13 protein-coding genes are annotated in these 17,858 nt (G+C 51.9%); 1 reads left to right on the plus strand and 12 read right to left on the minus strand.

The annotated features are described in order from the left end of the window. Nucleotides 1-3: 3 nt before the first annotated feature. The 12 genes from wcaK to wbaP form a co-directional block, all read right to left on the minus strand. Nucleotides 4-1,266 carry a colanic acid biosynthesis pyruvyl transferase WcaK gene (gene wcaK / locus NIM72_RS05645; protein WP_253419283.1) on the minus strand — a complete coding sequence of 421 codons (1,263 nt, stop codon included), beginning with the start codon at nt 1,264-1,266 and terminating at the stop codon, nt 4-6. Between the two features lie 158 nt (nt 1,267-1,424). After that, entirely contained in the window at nt 1,425-3,641 is a 2,217-nt protein-coding gene (locus tag NIM72_RS05650; protein ID WP_161732298.1) for a phage tailspike protein, read from the minus strand. A gap of 82 nt (nt 3,642-3,723) precedes the next feature. Beyond that, complete coding sequence (locus NIM72_RS05655) at nt 3,724-4,758, minus strand: glycosyltransferase (protein ID WP_161732296.1); 1,035 nt, start codon at nt 4,756-4,758, stop codon at nt 3,724-3,726. A 46-nt stretch (nt 4,759-4,804) separates the two neighbouring features. Continuing rightward, nucleotides 4,805-5,557, minus strand: a complete 753-nt coding sequence (locus NIM72_RS05660; protein ID WP_150010351.1) for a glycosyltransferase family 2 protein — start codon at nt 5,555-5,557, stop codon at nt 4,805-4,807. Between the two features lie 69 nt (nt 5,558-5,626). Next, nucleotides 5,627-6,544: a glycosyltransferase gene (locus tag NIM72_RS05665; protein ID WP_253419287.1), complete on the minus strand. Its 918-nt coding sequence runs from the start codon at nt 6,542-6,544 to the stop codon at nt 5,627-5,629. Nucleotides 6,545-6,618: 74 nt separating this feature from the next. Further along, complete coding sequence (locus NIM72_RS05670) at nt 6,619-7,797, minus strand: acyltransferase (protein ID WP_161732292.1); 1,179 nt, start codon at nt 7,795-7,797, stop codon at nt 6,619-6,621. 34 nt (nt 7,798-7,831) lie between these two features. Then, nucleotides 7,832-8,536: an SGNH/GDSL hydrolase family protein gene (locus tag NIM72_RS05675; RefSeq protein WP_253419290.1), complete on the minus strand. Its 705-nt coding sequence runs from the start codon at nt 8,534-8,536 to the stop codon at nt 7,832-7,834. Between the two features lie 14 nt (nt 8,537-8,550). Then, nucleotides 8,551-9,690 (minus strand): EpsG family protein, encoded by a 1,140-nt coding sequence (locus tag NIM72_RS05680; protein ID WP_161732288.1) that lies wholly within the window; start codon nt 9,688-9,690, stop codon nt 8,551-8,553. 275 nt (nt 9,691-9,965) lie between these two features. Beyond that, the gene (wzc, locus tag NIM72_RS05685) at nt 9,966-12,143 is read right to left on the minus strand and encodes a tyrosine-protein kinase Wzc (protein WP_161732286.1); all 2,178 of its coding nucleotides are present in this window, start codon (nt 12,141-12,143) and stop codon (nt 9,966-9,968) included. A 12-nt stretch (nt 12,144-12,155) separates the two neighbouring features. After that, nucleotides 12,156-12,590: a protein-tyrosine-phosphatase gene (locus NIM72_RS05690; protein WP_013358465.1), complete on the minus strand. Its 435-nt coding sequence runs from the start codon at nt 12,588-12,590 to the stop codon at nt 12,156-12,158. A 9-nt stretch (nt 12,591-12,599) separates the two neighbouring features. Then, nucleotides 12,600-13,739, minus strand: coding sequence for a polysaccharide export protein (locus tag NIM72_RS05695; protein WP_033733244.1), 1,140 nt, complete (start codon nt 13,737-13,739; stop codon nt 12,600-12,602). Nucleotides 13,740-14,033: 294 nt separating this feature from the next. Continuing rightward, on the minus strand, nt 14,034-15,467 hold the full coding sequence (wbaP, locus tag NIM72_RS05700; protein WP_222925241.1) for an undecaprenyl-phosphate galactose phosphotransferase WbaP: 1,434 nt from the start codon (nt 15,465-15,467) through the stop codon (nt 14,034-14,036). A 796-nt stretch (nt 15,468-16,263) separates the two neighbouring features. On the opposite strand from wbaP, the gene NIM72_RS05705 reads away from it, so the two are divergent. Then, nucleotides 16,264-17,835: a TerC family protein gene (locus tag NIM72_RS05705; RefSeq protein ID WP_161732282.1), complete on the plus strand. Its 1,572-nt coding sequence runs from the start codon at nt 16,264-16,266 to the stop codon at nt 17,833-17,835. The last annotated feature ends 23 nt before the right edge of the window (nt 17,836-17,858 follow it).

A 17,858-nucleotide genomic window follows, 5' to 3' on the forward strand; every position in this document is an offset into this window, starting at 1 on the left:
ACATTACCCTAATACTTTGAGAATCTCTTCAGTGATCCGGTTGCCAATTTCCCTTTCATTCGCAACGGCCGTATTGACCTTAAGCTTAATGTTGTCGTAATCGGCAAGAACCGTTTTCACCTTGTCGATCAGCGAGCCGTCCATCAGGCTTTTCACATCGGTTGCCATCTGCGGCAGACCCAACTGGTTCATTACACCCATCGACTTGTGCTCATAGTTGATTGCCACAGCCGGGGTGCCAAAGTTCATGGAGATAATCGCCGAGTGCAGGCGGGTACCGATGGTCAGATGGCAGTGACTCAGCAGAATGCCCAGCTCCAGGTCATTAAACTCGTCCATGATGACATGGTAATGTTCCGGCTGCGCCACGTGGTCACGCAGCGTCAGTGCCACCATGCGGTCATCTTTGGCATAGCTGTCGATGCCGGTACAGGTGGAGAACGCCACAACCTGATAGCCTTCAGCAATCATGGCATTAATCACCCGGCCAAACGCCGCTTCATACTCTTTCTGTGTGACACCCAGACGTTTATCAAACGGCGCCAGTTCACGCACGGTAATCGCGATGGTTTTACGGGCATCGATAATGCCCTGCCAGTAAAGCAGGTTATGGCTCGGGTTTTCGACTTCACGCGCACGCACCAGGAAAGCGGTATCCACACCCGATGCCACTTTAGAGCTGGTCACGCCATCGCGTTTCATCAGATCAAGGCTGACCGATTCACGCAGCACCAGGCTGTCGACCCGATCAAAAACAAAATTTGCCAGCGCATTGACGCGCGGGTTCTGGAAAGGTCCCACTGAGTGGCCGATCAGATAGATCGGTTTTTTCGCCATCAGCGCACAGAGCGCATGGTCAAACTGGGTCACGCCATAGAGATCGACGAAGAAGGATCCGCCAACCTGAATAATCGCATCATATTTTGCCAGGCTTTCGGTAAAGGCCTTCAGGTGAGGCGGCACAGAGAACGACTTAAAGATCCCGCCCTTGCCCAGATGCGCCATCATGATATCGGGCATCAGACGATTCGCCACTTTACGCTTAAACGAACCGACCAGACCTTTACCTGATTTGCTGTTGTGCAGATACAGCGCATCCTGCTGAATATCCTGCTGGAGCAGATAACCGGAGCTGGTTGGATAACGGCTAATAACATCAATGTCTAAATCACTGCGTGCAGACTTCATTGAATCGATTAGTCCACGAAGAATCGCGCCATCCCCGCGATTCCCACACGTATGGTTACCCACCAATAAAATTTTCATAACAACTCCGAATAAATTTTTTTAATTCTGTAAGCCGCCCAGATCCGAAATGGGCAAAATGAACGCTGTTTAAAGTCATGCTTTACGGGATAACGCACCCAAAGGTACTGCTCCTGTTAAACCGGCCGCCTCCATTCTGGCGGCCCTGATACAAGGGGTTATGACTTAATCGCGAAGTAAGGCAACGCAACCTGTTTACCGTTGATCACCACGGAAACAAAGCCTTCCGGCTTACTGGTATCGACCTGCCCGGCGGAGAGCGGACGGGAAGCCATCAGCAGATCGCCCTGCTCGTTGGCACCCACGCCCGCTTTGCCGTTGTGCAGGCTGAAACGCTGCGGCGCGCGTTTGGCCGCGTCACCCGATGGCGGATTGCCCTTCTCCATCTTTGCATTGACCCGCGCACAGCGACCGGTCACAAAGCGATCTTTACCGGTGGTTTTCACCAGCACGGCCGCCGACGGCGTCCAGCCCGCCAGTTTGACGAAGATACGGACATCGGTGTCATGCTCAGCCACATAGCGCACATCCACAATCGGGCTGCTGCCTTCGGCCGACCAGCTCGCTTCCGACAGGTCTTTCTTGCGCTGCACGTGGATCACTGCGCGGCCGCCGGTGGTCTTGTCGCCAATCAGGTTCATCAGCGGCTTATCGCCACTGCCGTTACTGAACTGCGACTGACCGAAGATTTCGATCTCCCACGAATCACCCACCGTCGGTGAGTAGAGGCTGCCAAGGTCAAACCAGGTCTCCTGGTTCGTATTGTTCTCTAAACGCCAGCGCGAGGTGATGTAGTTATAATTCAGGCTGCCATCCAGCGCGACGCCATAAGACTCCACACGGGTCGAGCCCATTTCCCAGATACTGAGCAGACGATCGCCCTGCATGGAGTTATCTATCCAGCTGCCCGACTGCAGGCTGGTCTGACGCATATTCAGGCGGCTGTTATGGGCGATAAGCGGATTCTTACAATCTTCCAGGCTTAATGCATCGATAATCCACTGGCCGTTGGAGATATCGCCTGGATTATCACAGTGCTCAATCCAGCCATTGTGAATAATCGACTGGGCGCAGCGCGCCAGGTTAAGAACCTTGCCGCCGCGACAGTGCTGCGCATTGAAGTTTGACAGCTCGATTGCGGTACTGTGATCCCAGTTGCCCTGCTTCTGACCAGACCAGCCTGCTTTGATCACATCACCGCTGCAGCGTGAGGCGTACCACTGATCGATTTTGCAATCGAGCGTATCCTGCAGACTGATGGCCGTGCCACCTACTGCGGTAAAGCGCAGGCAGGCCCCACGGAAAAATTGTCCGCCAGGACACGTGTTATGGAAAAAGCCCTGCTGATTCGGGCTTTTATCGCTATTACCGTTAAAAATCAGGTTAGAAAGCTCGACCCGACGGGCATTCATCTCAAAAACAAAATCTGACTTACCATCAGAGACAATCGTGGTCGCCGGGAAGTAGCCGAAGTTAACCATCGCCCCTGAGATGCGGAATAGATTGAGATTCTTCTCGCCCAGATTACAGGCGGAAACCATAAAGGTCCCGGCCGGGAACTGGACACAGATCTGCTGGTTAGCCTGCTGTGACCAATTGAACATTGCCATAATGGCAGGGGCTGTATCGGTCTGGCCATCGGCAATCGCACCGAAATCAAACAGCGTCAGACGGTTGAAATCGTCTACCACACGACGCCATGAGAAGCCCTCACCGGCAATGTTTACGCCGCCATCATTCTGAGTGGACTGGAAGCTACCGACAAACTCACCGCCGCCGACTTCCCGTCCTTCATGCCAGCTTTTGAGCTTAACCTTGGCCCCTTCAAACAGCGGACGGGTTTTGCGTAACTCCGCGACAGACGCGATCTCGCCAATCAGCTGATAACCCGCCGGCTGAGCCAGACGCTGACTGAAATCAGCGGCGCCCGGACGGCTGACATCGGCGATATTAAACAGGGTCTGACCGTTGTTGTCCTCGACCGTCATCGAATGAGAAGGATCGGCAATCAGCGCAGCGTTGTCCTGAATAAACTGGGTAAAATTGCCCTTGTTCAGCGCGATAGGCTGAGCAATCTCAGACACTTTACCGCTGGCATCGCGCAGGAAGACCGGAATCTGGTTACCCGGTTTGCTGGCATCCACACCCGCTTTACCAATCCAGAGTTTGCCCTCAAAGCCCTGCCAGAACTGTGGTGGCATGGCGTAGACATTCTCTGGCGTCAGGATAGGCACGTCGCCTTTAGGGATAGCAGCCGCATCAACCGGCTTCAGGGCAATGCCGTTACTTTTTGCAGCGTAGCTGGAAAAGGTGCTCACGGAGAGAGCCCCCACCAGAGCGGAGGCGGCGGTCTGTAAAACTTCTCTTCTTTTCATGCATCAATTCCCGTAGTCAATAAGGCCATTGGCCATGGCGGTGTCCCTGAGGCACGTCGCAAGTGAGCTTTTCCAGCTTCTGTTAAACCAATGACAGCCAGCTTTGCTTAATCTGGTTACCGTCAAATTTCAGCGCGGTTTGTCTGGTTTTTTCGCTCATGGCATAGAACAGCGCGTCATCGGTGGCAAGCTGCTCCATTCGGGCCAGAAACGTGGCTTTGTCATTCATCGGGACCAGGAATCCATCTTCACCGTGGTTGATGATCTCCTGCGGCCCGGTCGGGCAGTCATACGCGACGACCGGCAGTGACCAGGATTTCGCTTCCAGCAGCACCAGTGGCAAACCTTCATAGCGCGACGTCATCAGCGCCATGTCGCTGTCGCGATAATAGTCATTGATATTGCTGACCTTGCCGACAAACTTCACGCTGTCGGTAATGCCCAGCACGGCCGCCTGGTCATGCAGTTGCTGACGCAGTTCGCCGTCACCGGCAATCACCAGCGTCCAGTCGGCATGAGTGCGGGAGAAGTCGCGCCAGATATCCAGCAGCAGATCAAAGCCCTTCTGGTTATCCAGACGGCCCACCGCCAGCGCCTGGCGATGACGGGTCTGACGCTGATAGCCTTTGTATACCACCGGGTTGGGGATTGGCTTGCTGGGAATGCGCCAGCGGCTGAACACCTGATGATCTTTTTCGGTCAGAACAATCACGCGATCGTAGTAGCGCAGCAGCAGAAACTTGAGGAACTTAATCGGTTTGCTGAAGGAGTTAATGGCGATATGTTCGCAGGCGTAGGCTTTGCCTCGCTTCTTCTTCATGGCCAGCAGATTCCAGAAGGCGAACATCACGCTCAGGCGACCCATGCTGATCAGGAAGACGGTATCGAAACCCTCTTCGTTAATTCGCGCTACCGCGCTTTTAATCGGGTTGCTCTGCCCTTCGAAGCTGACGATTTCTCTGACATGCTCAAACGGATAAAAGGTTTTACCGCTACCTTCCAGCGAGTAGATGGTGACGTCATGCGTTTCGCCAAGACACTCTGACATAAAGTTACAGATGTTCTCGGTGCCCGCATACGAATAAGCATCTTTGATCACCAGGACAATTTTTTTCATGAAACGCTATCCACCTCAAATTTTAAAGACAATCCTGCCGACAGGCTTAACGATGCTTAAGGGTAAATAGCACACCATTCACCATATACCAGGCGTAATAGTAATAGATTTTTAACGGATTGTTTTTATAGATAATTCTTAATAGTTCAAGGTGCCACTGGGCCGCTTTGTTCTTATTACGCGAAAGGGAATCGCCTAACTCGTAATAGTTGACCAGAATCGTCTGAATTACGCGTGCCTGCTTATAGCGGGTGAATAATTCATACAAAAACAGGAAATCTTCGTGTCCTTTTCGCTGGAAGAACAGACCCTGCGGTGGACGGCGGAAACAGACAGAAGAGAAACAGACGCGATACTGCTTCTTCACAAAGTTTTCCTGCTGCAGGTAAGGTTTGCTGTAGGTGATGTCGTGCTCAGCTTTGCGGGTTTTATAGTGATATTCGGTAATCACAAAATCATCACCCGCCGCGATGGCCGCAACCTGCTGGGTCAGTTTATCGGCGTGCCACTCATCGTCGCTGTCGAGAAACGCGATAATCTCTTCAGTCGCCGCGCGCAGCCCGACGTTGCGGGTCTCTGCTGCACCCATGTTGACGGCGTTATCCAGAATAGTAATGCGCGGGTCCTGACAATGCTCGCGCACAAATTCCAGCGAGTCATCGGTGGACTTATCATTAACCAGATAGAGGTGCCAGTCGGTATAGCGCTGATTGATAACCGATTGCACAGCGCGTAATACCGTCTGACGTGCATTATACATAGGCATGACAATGCCAACGGTTCCAACAGAAGTATTCATCTTCAACCCTGAATTAAACGAAAAGAGAGGTGCTCCTGGCGTCAGGAGCAGAACGAGGCGCGGCGTGCGTCAGGAGTGTGCTTTCTCACCGCCGAAACGTGCTTTGACCTTGTCTTTAACCCGGTTCATAAAATAAGCACGGTTGTCTTTATTGGTGAGGAAGAAGTAACGCGCAAAGCTCAGGCTCGCCATCAGCGACTTGCCATCCATTTTGTAGCGCAGCGGCAGCTTAAAGGCTTTGTAGGTGTGGATATCACGCGGGGTAAGATGCGGCTTCATGCTATCAAGCCAGAACATCGAGTAGTTCACCGATTCGCCTTTGTGTTTCGAGCCAAATTTCGTGACCAGGTGGTAGTTCGCCAGCGGTGCGGCGATCATGACAAAGTCATAGCCCATGCGGTCGGCACGAATGCAGAAATCATAATCCTGATGACGGATGTAGCGGGTATCGAACTGAATCTTCGCCGCGTCTTCGCGCTTCAGCACAATCGTGCTGGTCTGGATAAAGCCGTAACAGCCGAACAGATATTCCGCAACGGTTTCATTTTTACCCGGTGGCTGCATCGGCATCACTTTCAGGAAGGTCCCATCCTGGTAGATATTCACCTGGCTGAAAATGACGACGTTCTTTTTGCCCTGGGCTTCCAGCTGCGCAATTTTTTCGTTCACCTGCTGCAGTTTGTCCGCGGCCCACTCATCATCGGCGTCAAGGAAGCTGACATAATCACCGGTCGCCAGCTCTATACCTTTATTACGCGCACCGGCTCCGTTGAGCTTAACCTCAGAGAGCACAAGATTGATGTCGAGATCCTGGTAGCGTTCGCTGCGAACCACCTCCGCCAGCGCGGCGGCATCCGCCGATTTATCATCCACGATGATGACTTCAAAATTGCGATACGTCTGCGCCTTAACGCAATCCAGCGTAGTTACAATCGATTCTGACGCATTGTAAGCGGGGATCACGATAGAGAAGCGAATGTCCTTCATTGCCAGCACCTCATTAAAAACATTTACAATTCAAATATATAACGTTTGGACGTGGCAGGGTAACCGGTGATGTCCTAAATTGTTGCCGAAGCGTTGGCCGCCTCTTTTTTCTTCTGACTGCTGGTGATAAAGGGCTTCTCAACGCAGAGATAGGTCAGTCTGGCAACATAGAAGGAGGCCACAAAGAACAGCGTGGAAAGCAAGGTGTAGAAGACAAAGTTATGCTGAATCAATGATTCTGGAATCATCTTGATGAAATAGAGCACGATGCCGTGGATCAGATAGAGGCTGTAGCTGACCTCACCGACCGACATCAGGGTTTTACTTTCCAGCAGGCCGAACAGCGAATTGCCGCTGCTGATAATGAAAAACACCACGGCCAGCAGGCAGAGGAAAATCAGGTAGTAGAACGTACTACTGGTAAAGAACAGCGCGATAACGGCCAGAGCAATGGCCATTGCCGCCGCCAGACCTGAGGAGCGGAAAGCCATAAAGCGGTCGCGGTAATGCCATGCCAGATACCCGGTTGCAAAGCCCAGCACCGGACGGGGATCGGTATAGGCGGTGCCCCAGAGACGCAGCGCGATAGCGACGGCCAGAATTCCGCCAATCGATCCCATGATCAGCAGCATCTTAAAGCGGCCACCGGTGGCACGATTCAGCAGGTAGATGAACGGAATTGACAGATAGAGCAGCCATTCCAGTCGCAACGTCCACTCGACACCCGCGTTGATATTAGCCGTCGGAATTGAACCGATATGGTAATTGCCGATAAACAGGAACCAGCGCAGACCGTCCACCAGCATTGCGCCGCTCGCCACCACATCCCCACTGAACCAGCCAATGACCACGATCAGCAGTGCAGAGAACCAGAACATCGGCACAATGCGCCGCACGCGTGACTTCAGCAATTTGCGTGTCAGTTCAGCGGTGGTCAGCTTGTCGTTGTCCAGCCAGCGATAGAACAGAAAAGCTGAGATCATGAAAAACAGGGCGACACCGAATTTACCGGAGTTGGCAAAAAAGTTTCCCTGCGACACCCATGCAAAATAGTCTTTATCAAAGATCCACTCATGGTCGAGTGAATAGACGTAATGCGCAAAGTGTGAAAAGGCGACGATGCTGGCCAGCAGCGCACGCAATCCCGAGATACTTTTAATACCGCTGCCGTTATAAACGCCGCGATGGAATGAAAATAACCGTAATACCATCAGTGCCATGACTAATGACAGCACCATCATGAGTACGTACATACCGCCCTGCTCCTTCTGTTTTTAAATAACTTAATTAGTGAGTCGATTTAAAAACGGCATCAAAATCGTGGCTCAGCAGCGCGAACGTCTGCTGCGCTTTTAACTGATAAAGATCTTTCGTCGGGTGAATACAGTCAGGAGACATCTGACTGTTCCACGTTTTCTGCTGCTTAATCAGTTCATACTGTCTTACTACCGGGACCTGCTGTTCGCGGGCCACCGCATTTATCTGATAGACATAAGGCCAGACATTCCATTGCTCTGCACGGCCACACAGCGGATTAGGCTGCTGCAGCACCACCTGTTTGCCATGCGCTTTCGCCGTTTTCACCAGGCCCGTCAGGATACGGTTAAAATCCTGCGGGCTTTCTGCGCCATGAGAGTGGTTTTTACCTGAAAAGACGCGCGCATCATTGATGCCATAGTTGATGAGAATGATGCTGGCATCGGATTGCGCCATACGCTGTTCCCAGCTCTCTTTCGCGTTAATCAGTTCTGAAACCTGTGCGCCTGGCGAACCATGATTCTCAATACGGATGTCCGGGCCATATTTTTCCTGCAGCATCTGCTGCAGATAAGTCATTTCATTCTCTTTGCTGATGACATTACGTCCGCCAGAAGAGGTCACACCGGCGGTCGTCGAGTCGCCATAGGCTGCGATAACAACCGCAGCCGGAGCATCGGCTGCCTGCACCATTAACGGCGCAGCAATCACTAACAGGGGGAGGAATCGAATCATTTTCAGCTCTCGTCTTAGTGAACTAACTTGAATTCACGCGCCACTTCATACCCCACAACCGCCTGTTTAAGCGAGATGGTGTTGTAGTAGAGGTAGTACATCTGGAAGAAGACAAACATCGCAAACATCGCGGGCTTCCAGGCTCTCTTAGACTGGTAGATCAACAGCGTCAGCACTATTGGCTCTACCTGCAGCAGGTAGTTTGAGAGACGAGCGCCCGATGAGTAGTTGTAGAAAAAGATCCTGATAGCCCCCCCGATTGCGAAGGTAATAATCAGCAGGTAATTCAGTCGCCAGACATCATAATTGTCACGCTTCAGGCGGTTCGACAGCATGAAGTAGACAAAAATAAAGACCAGCGCCACGTTTTTCAGGTTCGAAACCGAGAAAACACTGCCGGTACTGGCTGTCGCTGCGTTGTCATTGTTGTAGCCAGCGGCCCTCTCCCCTAATCCCCCCAGATGGCCGGCAATGGCTGTAACGAAGCCCATCCCACCCACTTTCGAAGCCGGAATACTCAACACAATAATCGCAATCGGGAACCAGCGACGTTCACGCAGGAACAGGAAGGGGATCAGCGTGACCACCATGACCGCAGTATTGTGGCTGATAAATGAGAGAACAAAGAAGCCAAACGCCAGCCAGTAACGCTTCAGATAAAGCGTCCAGATTACTCCCAGGAAAAAGGCCGAGCTCAGACCAAAACGGATCTGGTTAACATCTTTGTTAATAAAGATATGGGCCGAATAGAGCGCCAGTGCCAGCACCGGATAAGGTGACATCTTTTTAAAGAAGATGGCGTTCGTCCCCACCGCGAGGATCGAGAAGACAAACAGAAAGGCGCTGGCATTATGGGAAACCAGGCTGGTCAGCCAGGCAATGGCAAAGATCAGCGGTTCATAGCGGAAAAATGCTACGGTATTGAAGAAGCCGTTGACCTCGATGCGCCGGACGAAATCTTCAAAGAAGCTGCGGTACTGATAATCATCCATGCCCGTGCCAAGTCCGCGGATACCGCCGAACACAATCAGCGTCACGGTCGCGATGCAGAGCAGATAAGTCAGAATATGGGAGGTGCGTTCGTCTTTTTTTAGCAATATTTCAAACAGCGAAAGCAGCAGTAAAAAGCCTGATACATACCAATATGGAGCCATGGTGTGATTCCTTAATTCCACAAGTTCTCATGCCAGCAATAATCACGCTTCGCCTTCCCGGCTTGCTTTTCCGGGTCTGATAGCACGGTCACAAGTTGCGTGCAGGCGATGCCATGCTGGTGATGAATTCTGTTGAGTGACGCTCGCCATGCGATTTATAGAGGTATCGCTTTCGTGGGTTTGGACAGAATAACCTGTGTAAATTGATGCGTGTCGTCATTCAAAGGGACGATAAAAAGGGGCGGTCAGACCGCCCCCTGTTTATTACTCAATGATCAGCTTTTTTCGGGCTTGCTGTAGTCATAGGCATAGTAGTCATAACCATGGCCATATGAATTAGCAGCTTTACGCACCACGGCGTTGAGGATCACACCTTTAATCTCAATACCGTTCTGGGCAAAGCGCTTGAAGCTGACGTCCACTTCTTTGGTGGTGTTGGCTTCGAAACGCGCCACCATCAGTGAGGTGCCGGCCAGCTTACCGATAATGGAGGCATCGGTGACGGCCAGGATGGGTGGCGTATCGATTAACACCAGGTCGTAGTTCTTGCTCGCCCATTCCAGCAGCTCACCCATGCGACGATGCATCAGCAGCTCAGACGGGTTTGGCGGAACCTGACCACGTGGCAGGAAGTCGAAACCGTACACGCCCTGCTGAATCAGCGCCGGACTGAACTCAGTTTTGCCAGACAGCACGTTTGACAGGCCAGATTTGTTATCCGCGCCCAGCAGTTCGTGGGTATAACCACGACGCATGTCGCCATCGATAAACAGAACACGCTGACCTGCTTTCGCGACCAGAGTCGCCAGGTTGGCACAGATAAAGGTTTTACCGATACCCGGGCTGGCACCGGTGATCATCAGGATGTTGTTTTTCGCTTCCATCATGGCGAAGTGCAGGCTGGTACGCAGACTACGAATCGCTTCAATGGAGAGGTCAGTCGGATTACCCAATGCCAGCAGCGTTTCGTGCGGATCGGTTTTCACCTTGCTGCCACGGCGCGCCAGTGCTTCGGTATCCTTCTTACGCTGCCAGTCAGACAGTGGAACGCTGGCATAGACATTCATACCCAGCTCTTCCAGCTGATCCGGATTCTCAATGCCGTGATGCAGCAGTGCTTTGAGCAGAACCAGACCTACTGATACGAACAGACCCAGAATCAGGCTCGCAGCAATGATCAGCAGCTTCTTCGGTGCAACCGGTGAGTTAGCGGTCTGCGCGCTGTCAATGATGCGGACATCACCCACGGTGCTCGCCTTGCTAATGCCCAGCTCCTGCTGACGGTTCAGCAACTGCATGTAGATCTCCTGACCAGACTGAACGTCACGGGTCAGACGCAGGATTTCCTGCTGAGTCTGTGGCATGCCAGAAATTTTCTTGTTCAGCTGAGCCTGCTCACCTTCCAGCGTTTTGCGTTTTTCCAGCAGCGCGCGGTAAGTCGGGTGATCTTTGGTGAACAGCTGGGAGACTTCTGCTTCACGGAAGGTCAGTTCGTTCAACTGACTCTGCACGCTGACAGAGGAGTCCAGGGCAGATTTCGCTTCCAGTGACAGGTCAACAGATTCGTTCTGACGACGGAAGGTATTCAGCTTGTTCTCTGCTTCATCCAGCTTGCTGCGAACGGCAGGCAGCTGCGTGCGTAAGAACTCCAGGCTTTTCTCGGCCTGCTCTGACTTGCGTTCAACGTTCTGTAACAGATAGTTGTTCACAATCTGGTTCAGCACTTTGCTGATCTGCTCCGGATCTTCACCCAGATACTCCAGACCCAGTACGCCGGTATCTTTACCTTTGTCTGCCACGGTCAGGTTAGAGAGCACAGAACGGATCGCCTGCAGGTCATTCAGCTTGGTCACGGTGAAGCTGGTGCCTTCATCGGCATGAATCTCGCTTACCAGCATGCTGATGTCGCCGTGCGACTCCAGCTGGCCGACTTTACCTTTGAACAGCTCATCGCCATCTTTAGAGACGGTGTAGCTATCCGGACCGGTCACTTCCAGTTCAACGTTACGTTTGTCGATAGTGCGTGGGATTTCCAGACGCGAAATCGCGATACTGGCGGGTTTGTTGCCCATCAGGCGCGACAGACCCTTGCCGATGACCGGTAAGTAGTTCTGCTCAACCACGGTATCCAGACCCAGATCGTCAACGGTTTTGCCGATGACCATACGGGATTCCAGAATCTCGATTTCCGTATCAGAGGCAGGTGTCGGTGGCAGAATGCTGTCAATCTCGTTCAGAACGGTGCTGGCATTCTTCTGCTCAACCTGAACTAATGCATCAGCGCTATAAATCGGTGTCGCAAACAGTGTGTAGAGTGTTCCCGCCAGCATGAAAAATGCAGTAACGGCAACAATGATCCAGCGATGGTCAATGAGCTGTCCCACAAGATGTGCCAGATCCCATCCATTCGACTCCTCGCCCGGCGCGGTTCTGACCTTATTTTTTATATTCATGGATAATCCCAACTATCGGCTTAATACGTTGACCCATTTCTGGGTAGCGTTTTCCAGTAATCCGTAAATCTCTTCAAAGGCCTCACGGCTTTTTCGGTACGGATCCGCAATTTCTTTCTGATTGAGCCAGTGCCCAAGCAACATGGTTTTGCCACGTGCGGCGGGGTCGATGCGATTCACCTGTTCAATATGTCGCTTCTCCATGACCAGAATCAGGTCAGTGTTGCGGCACATTTCGGCTGTTAACTGTTGTGCCTGATGGCCTTCCAGCGACAGACCCTGCGCTTCGGCAACAGAGGATGCCATTTTGTCGGCCGGGTGGCCGACAAGCGCCCCCAGGCCGGCAGAGCGAACATCTAAATCGGGCAGCGCACGTTTAAACAGGCGCTCTCCGGTCGGAGAGCGGCAGATGTTGCCAACGCAAACGACTAACACGGACGTAATCATGGTCAGACCTTAGTTCGACCAGTTGCGGATACGCAGTGCGCTCTCGCTCACATCGTTGATACCCGCAATGGTTGGCAGTAATTGCGAGATCACACGGTTCCAGCGCGTCAGCGGCGTTGAGGTGACATACACGATGTCATATGGCTGAAGCTGGAATTCGGTTCCCATCACCATGGATGCCGCATCTTTGGTGTTCAACTGATAGATGTTGGCAATCTTATTGCGATCGGTGCCGCGCAGTGGACGGATAACGAAGACGCCGGTGGCGTCAGAGGTGGTTTGATCCATCCCGGCCGCGTTGCCCAGTGCTTCCGCCAGCGTCATGCCGCTACGGTCCATTTTCAGGGTCGCCTGCTGCTTCACTTCACCCATCACGAAGATTTTCAGATCATCGTTACGCGGAACGTAAAGGATATCGCCCGGATAGAGGAGGTGGTTCTGGCTCAGGTCGCCATTCTGCATCAGTGCCTGCAGAGAGACGCGCTGTTCACGACCGTTGTGCGTCAGCACGACGTTACGCCAGTCAGCATCAGGGGCCAGGCCGCCAGCAGCGTTAATCGCGTCCAGAATCGTCAATGGCACGTTAGTGATCGGCTGCTGACCTGAAGTCGTGACCGAACCGGTGACATAGGTTTTCTGTGATTTGAACGAGGCGATGCTCACATCAACCTGTGGGCTTTCAATGTACTGTGCCAGGCGGCGTGCTACTTCGTTACGCACTTCGCCAACAGTACGGCCCGCTACACGCACACGGCCAATGTAAGGATAGAAGATAGTGCCGTCAGAATGTACCCAGTTGCCGGTGTCGCTGGCGCTACGGTACTGGCCCGCAGGTGTCGTCAGTTCCGGGTGATCCCAGACCGTCACGGTCAGGACATCGCCCACACCGATACGGTATTCATAGTTCTGAATTTCGTTCTGCAGTGAAGGGTTCGCCTGAGCCACCAGAGGCTTAGGACGCATTTTCTCAACCAGTGAAGGCGTTAACGGGAAGACGTTGACATATTTATCGATGTCAAAGTTGCTATCCTGTTGCTCAATAACATCTTTTCCTGATGTAGAAAGACGAGAACCGGGTTCGACAGTACACCCGACAAGGAATGTGGCGGATACCAGCAAGGGTATCAATTTCATTTTGATTGTAATCATTTAGATCTTCGCTATCAGTTATTTATTGATAGAGGCGAAACCGCCGCTGTGTAAGCGTCCAACAAAAAGTAAATCCTGGCTGACTTAAGCCTTAAGCTCTGAACCTGTCGTTCATTATCCTTGCTCCACTTGTTATAAGTAGTGGCCATCAACCAGGGTGTACCCGAAACGCCTTGCATCATAGCGGACTATAGATGCACTGCGATATCCCTGATGATGGCCGCTATTAACGACACGCCTGACAACGGCATAACACCTCGGAGCGCGCGTGAGCACGCTCATTCCGACTCACGATTAATAGGCACCGTCGCGTTTCAACACCACGCCCACTGTTTTAAACAGAATGGCGATGTCATTCCACAGTGACCAGTTTTTCACGTACCACGAGTCGAAATAGACGCGGGTTTCATAGTCAACATCATTACGACCGCTGACCTGCCACAATCCCGTCATGCCTGGTTTAGCCATCAGGTAATAATCAACATCACCAGCATAACGACAGAGTTCATCTTCAATGACCGGACGAGGCCCGACCAGACTCATATCACCGCGCACCACGTTCCAGAGCTGAGGCAACTCATCGAGGCTTGTTTTACGGATGAAGTGGCCCACTTTAGTAATACGTGGATCATTTTTGAGTTTGAAATCTTTATCCCATTCCGCACGCGCAATCGGATCAGTACGAAGCACTTCTTCCAGCACTTCTTTTGAATTAATCACCATTGAACGGAATTTCAGACATTTGAATTTACGGCCATTCATGCCGACACGTTCGTGACCATAAATCGGTGGTCCGCCATCACGGCCAACCAGGAAGCCCAGGACCAGCAGTGCCGGCATCAGCATCAGAATAATCGACAGCGCACCGACGATATCAAAGGCTCGCTTCAGGAAACGCGAAGTGCGTTTTGCCAGGTTATTCTGAACCCGCAGGATCATCACTTCGTGGCTGAAGATATAGGCCATATCAGTACCGTAAAGCGGTACACCGCGTAGCGTCGGGATGACAGAAACTGAACGACAGTTGTGCATCGCCAGCGATTTCAGCCACACATCGCGATACTGACTCTGCTCATATTCTACTGCCACGATAAACTGGGTTTCGCTGTTAGTCAGGCTCCACAGCTCCTGCTCGTCGCGCAGAACCGGTACGCCGTTCATGATCTCCTGAGGACAGGTTCCGTCAACGTCATAGAAGGCGATGACGTCAAATCCCATGACCTCTTCACTTTGCAGCGCCTGCCAGGCTTCGTGCGCATTTTTGCTGCTGCCGATAATAATGGTCTGTTTTTTCCACAAGCCATTTTTATTCAGCAGACGCTTAGCCAGTGCGCGACAGGTCGGAATTAAAATCAGCGCCAGAATCCAGGTCAGTAACCAGACGAAACGCGACATCTGCCACTGTGACAGCGCGGTAATCGACAGGTCGATAACAGAAAATATAAGAATGGTACGAAAAACTTCTTTTAATTCGAACCAGAAAGGTTTGCGGTAAGTGTAGTGACGCAGCCTTACCCAGAACCAGCCAATACAAATTACCGACAGGCAAATGTGTGTGGCAATTTTTAAATTCATTTCTTTTTCAGAAATATCTGCCAGCGGCGAACCTGACTGAGCATTAATTAGCATCATCGCCACAAATAACGCTGCGTTGAAACAAATTAAATCTGAACATGCCAGCATTAATTTGGTAATAAGACTTTTAAACGTAAATTCAGTATCGCGCATATTTAACTCTTTATTTTATTTCCTTAAACCCGCAACGGCTATCGCCTGTTTAATCGTTAAGCGATGAAACCTTTCCAGACTGAGCCGTTTCTAAGGGGAGCTCCTGCGGCGTTTACGCCAGTGATCTTAACCATGACACCAATAATATTGTGATGAATACCAACAGATTACTCTGACTTTACGCACCGCCAGCACTGCTCATTTTATCAACGAAAAACGCGATTCAGGCACGCTACCGCCCTTGGCTGTCGCTGCCAATATCGCTGTCATCATTCATATTGCTCCCCGTAATGCGTTTACGTTACCGCAGCGCATCATACAGACGTTTTTTAGCGAATAACTCATTCGTCACATTTCGATTAATGTCGAATAGGCACGCAAATTACGACTCTGGGACAGAGTTTGCTAACTTGTTGCTATACTAGTTATTACTGGCTTGTTTACAAGCAGGTCCCGCCATCCCTGGACTATTTTAGGAAAAAGACTACCAGCAATTAGTATTGATGCCTGACAGGCAGTGCAATCCTTTCTGTACAATTCGGATTAATGCCATACTCCCGGTGAGATAAATCTCATAAGCCCGGCAGGTGAATATCACTTTCCCGTGACAAAATGACTCAGAATAGTCTTCCCTGCACCCTGTGAATTTAATCAAAGCGTCACACTGTTATGTTCATATTTTGCACGATATATCGCGCTGTGCTGGTTATCCCTCCCTGCCCTGCCATTTGTACGCGGCTTCGCACTCCACTATCATCAGAGAAAACCCAATTTAAGACATTCAGGTGAACAACACATGCTGGAGGTAATTGCAGATCCCTCGCTTTGGGCGGGATTAGTAACGCTAATCGTTCTGGAACTGGTTTTAGGCATCGACAATCTGATCTTCATTGCCATCCTGGTTGAGAAGCTTCCCGGCCCCCTTCGCGACCGCGCGCGCGTAATCGGACTGCTGCTGGCATTAGTGTGCCGCTTATTGCTGCTGGCTTCGCTTTCCTGGCTGGTTACGCTGAAAGAACCCTGGGTTACGCTGGCCGGTCACCCCTTTAGTGCGCGCGACTTACTGCTGTTGTCCGGCGGGATTTTCCTGTTATTTAAAGCCACAACAGAGCTGAACGCGCGCCTTGAAGGCCATGATGACGATGCTGGTCAACAAAAAGGCGGCGCTAAATTCTGGCCGGTGGTGGCGCAAATTGTGGTGCTGGATGCCATCTTTTCGCTGGATGCGGTAATTACCGCCGTCGGCATGGTGAATGAATTGCCGGTCATGATGATTGCGGTCACCATCGCCATTCTGCTGATGCTGCTCGCCAGCAAGCCGCTGACCCGCTTTGTGAATAACCATCCTACGATTGTCATCCTCTGCTTAAGCTTCCTGCTGATGATTGGCTTCAGCCTGGTGGCGGAGGGCTTTGGCTTTGTCATTCCCAAAGGCTATCTCTACGCGGCTATCGGCTTCTCGGTAATCATTGAGGCACTCAACCAGCTGGCCCACTTTAACCGTCGGCGTGTGCTGTCGGCGGGTCGCCCGTTGCGCCAGCGCACGGCGGAAGCGGTGTTACGGATGCTGCGCGGTGCAGCGGAACCGGCGGAACTGGATGCAAAAACCTCGTCGCTGATTGCTGACAGCGACGCCAGCATGCTGTTCAACCGCCAGGAGCGGGTGATGATTGCCCGGGTGCTGGGCATGGGTCAGCGCCACGTTAACAGCATCATGACCTCACGCCATGATGTCGAACATATCGATCTCAGTGATGACCCGGCAGAGATCATGTCACGCCTCGACCGCAACCAGCACACACGCATTCTGATAACGGACAATTCCAGCGAACCGCTGGGCGTGGTGCATGTCATCGATTTGCTGCACCAGTCGCTGCACCATAATTCACTCGATCTGCGCGCCCTGATTCGGCAGCCGCTGGTCTTTCCTGAACGTCTGACGCTGCTGCAGGCGCTGGAACAGTTCCGGCAGGCCCATACTCACTTTGCTTTTGTGGTGGATGAGTTTGGTTCAGTGGAGGGCGTGGTGACCCTGAGTGATGTGATGGAAACCATCGCGGGCAATCTGCCGAATGAGGCGGGAGAGATTGATGCCCGCTACGATATTCAGATTCAGGGAGAGGGACACTGGATTGCCAACGGCCACATGCCGCTGGAAGACCTGGCGCTCTATGTGAAATTGCCGCTGGACGAGCAGCGTGATTATCATACGCTGGCAGGATTACTGATGGATAAGCTGCAACATATCCCTCAGGAAGGGGAAGTGTTGCAGCTGGGGGATTATCTGCTGCGAACCCTGCAGGTGGAAAATCATCGGGTTCAGAAAGTCGACATTCTGCTGCAGCCCGATAGCGATTACGAGGTGTAAGCATTCACCCGGTTTGACAGCAT

The organism is Pantoea sp. B550, from assembly GCF_024158165.1.
In the GTDB taxonomy this organism is placed as follows: Bacteria; Pseudomonadota; Gammaproteobacteria; order Enterobacterales; family Enterobacteriaceae; genus Pantoea; species Pantoea alfalfae.

What these genes read in the sequence shown, in the direction of transcription:
- NIM72_RS05695 (WP_033733244.1), bottom strand. Translation starts at nt 13,739, where the DNA reads ATGATTACAATCAAAATGAAATTGATACCCTTGCTGGTATCCGCCACA.
- NIM72_RS05690 (WP_013358465.1), bottom strand. Translation starts at nt 12,590, where the DNA reads ATGATTACGTCCGTGTTAGTCGTTTGCGTTGGCAACATCTGCCGCTCT.
- NIM72_RS05660 (WP_150010351.1), bottom strand. Translation starts at nt 5,557, where the DNA reads ATGAATACTTCTGTTGGAACCGTTGGCATTGTCATGCCTATGTATAAT.
- NIM72_RS05680 (WP_161732288.1), bottom strand. Translation starts at nt 9,690, where the DNA reads ATGGCTCCATATTGGTATGTATCAGGCTTTTTACTGCTGCTTTCGCTG.
- NIM72_RS05675 (WP_253419290.1), bottom strand. Translation starts at nt 8,536, where the DNA reads ATGATTCGATTCCTCCCCCTGTTAGTGATTGCTGCGCCGTTAATGGTG.
- NIM72_RS05655 (WP_161732296.1), bottom strand. Translation starts at nt 4,758, where the DNA reads ATGAAAAAAATTGTCCTGGTGATCAAAGATGCTTATTCGTATGCGGGC.
- wcaK (WP_253419283.1), bottom strand. Translation starts at nt 1,266, where the DNA reads ATGAAAATTTTATTGGTGGGTAACCATACGTGTGGGAATCGCGGGGAT.
- NIM72_RS05670 (WP_161732292.1), bottom strand. Translation starts at nt 7,797, where the DNA reads ATGTACGTACTCATGATGGTGCTGTCATTAGTCATGGCACTGATGGTA.
- wzc (WP_161732286.1), bottom strand. Translation starts at nt 12,143, where the DNA reads ATGAATATAAAAAATAAGGTCAGAACCGCGCCGGGCGAGGAGTCGAAT.
- NIM72_RS05705 (WP_161732282.1), top strand. Translation starts at nt 16,264, where the DNA reads ATGCTGGAGGTAATTGCAGATCCCTCGCTTTGGGCGGGATTAGTAACG.
- wbaP (WP_222925241.1), bottom strand. Translation starts at nt 15,467, where the DNA reads ATGCGCGATACTGAATTTACGTTTAAAAGTCTTATTACCAAATTAATG.
- NIM72_RS05665 (WP_253419287.1), bottom strand. Translation starts at nt 6,544, where the DNA reads ATGAAGGACATTCGCTTCTCTATCGTGATCCCCGCTTACAATGCGTCA.
- NIM72_RS05650 (WP_161732298.1), bottom strand. Translation starts at nt 3,641, where the DNA reads ATGAAAAGAAGAGAAGTTTTACAGACCGCCGCCTCCGCTCTGGTGGGG.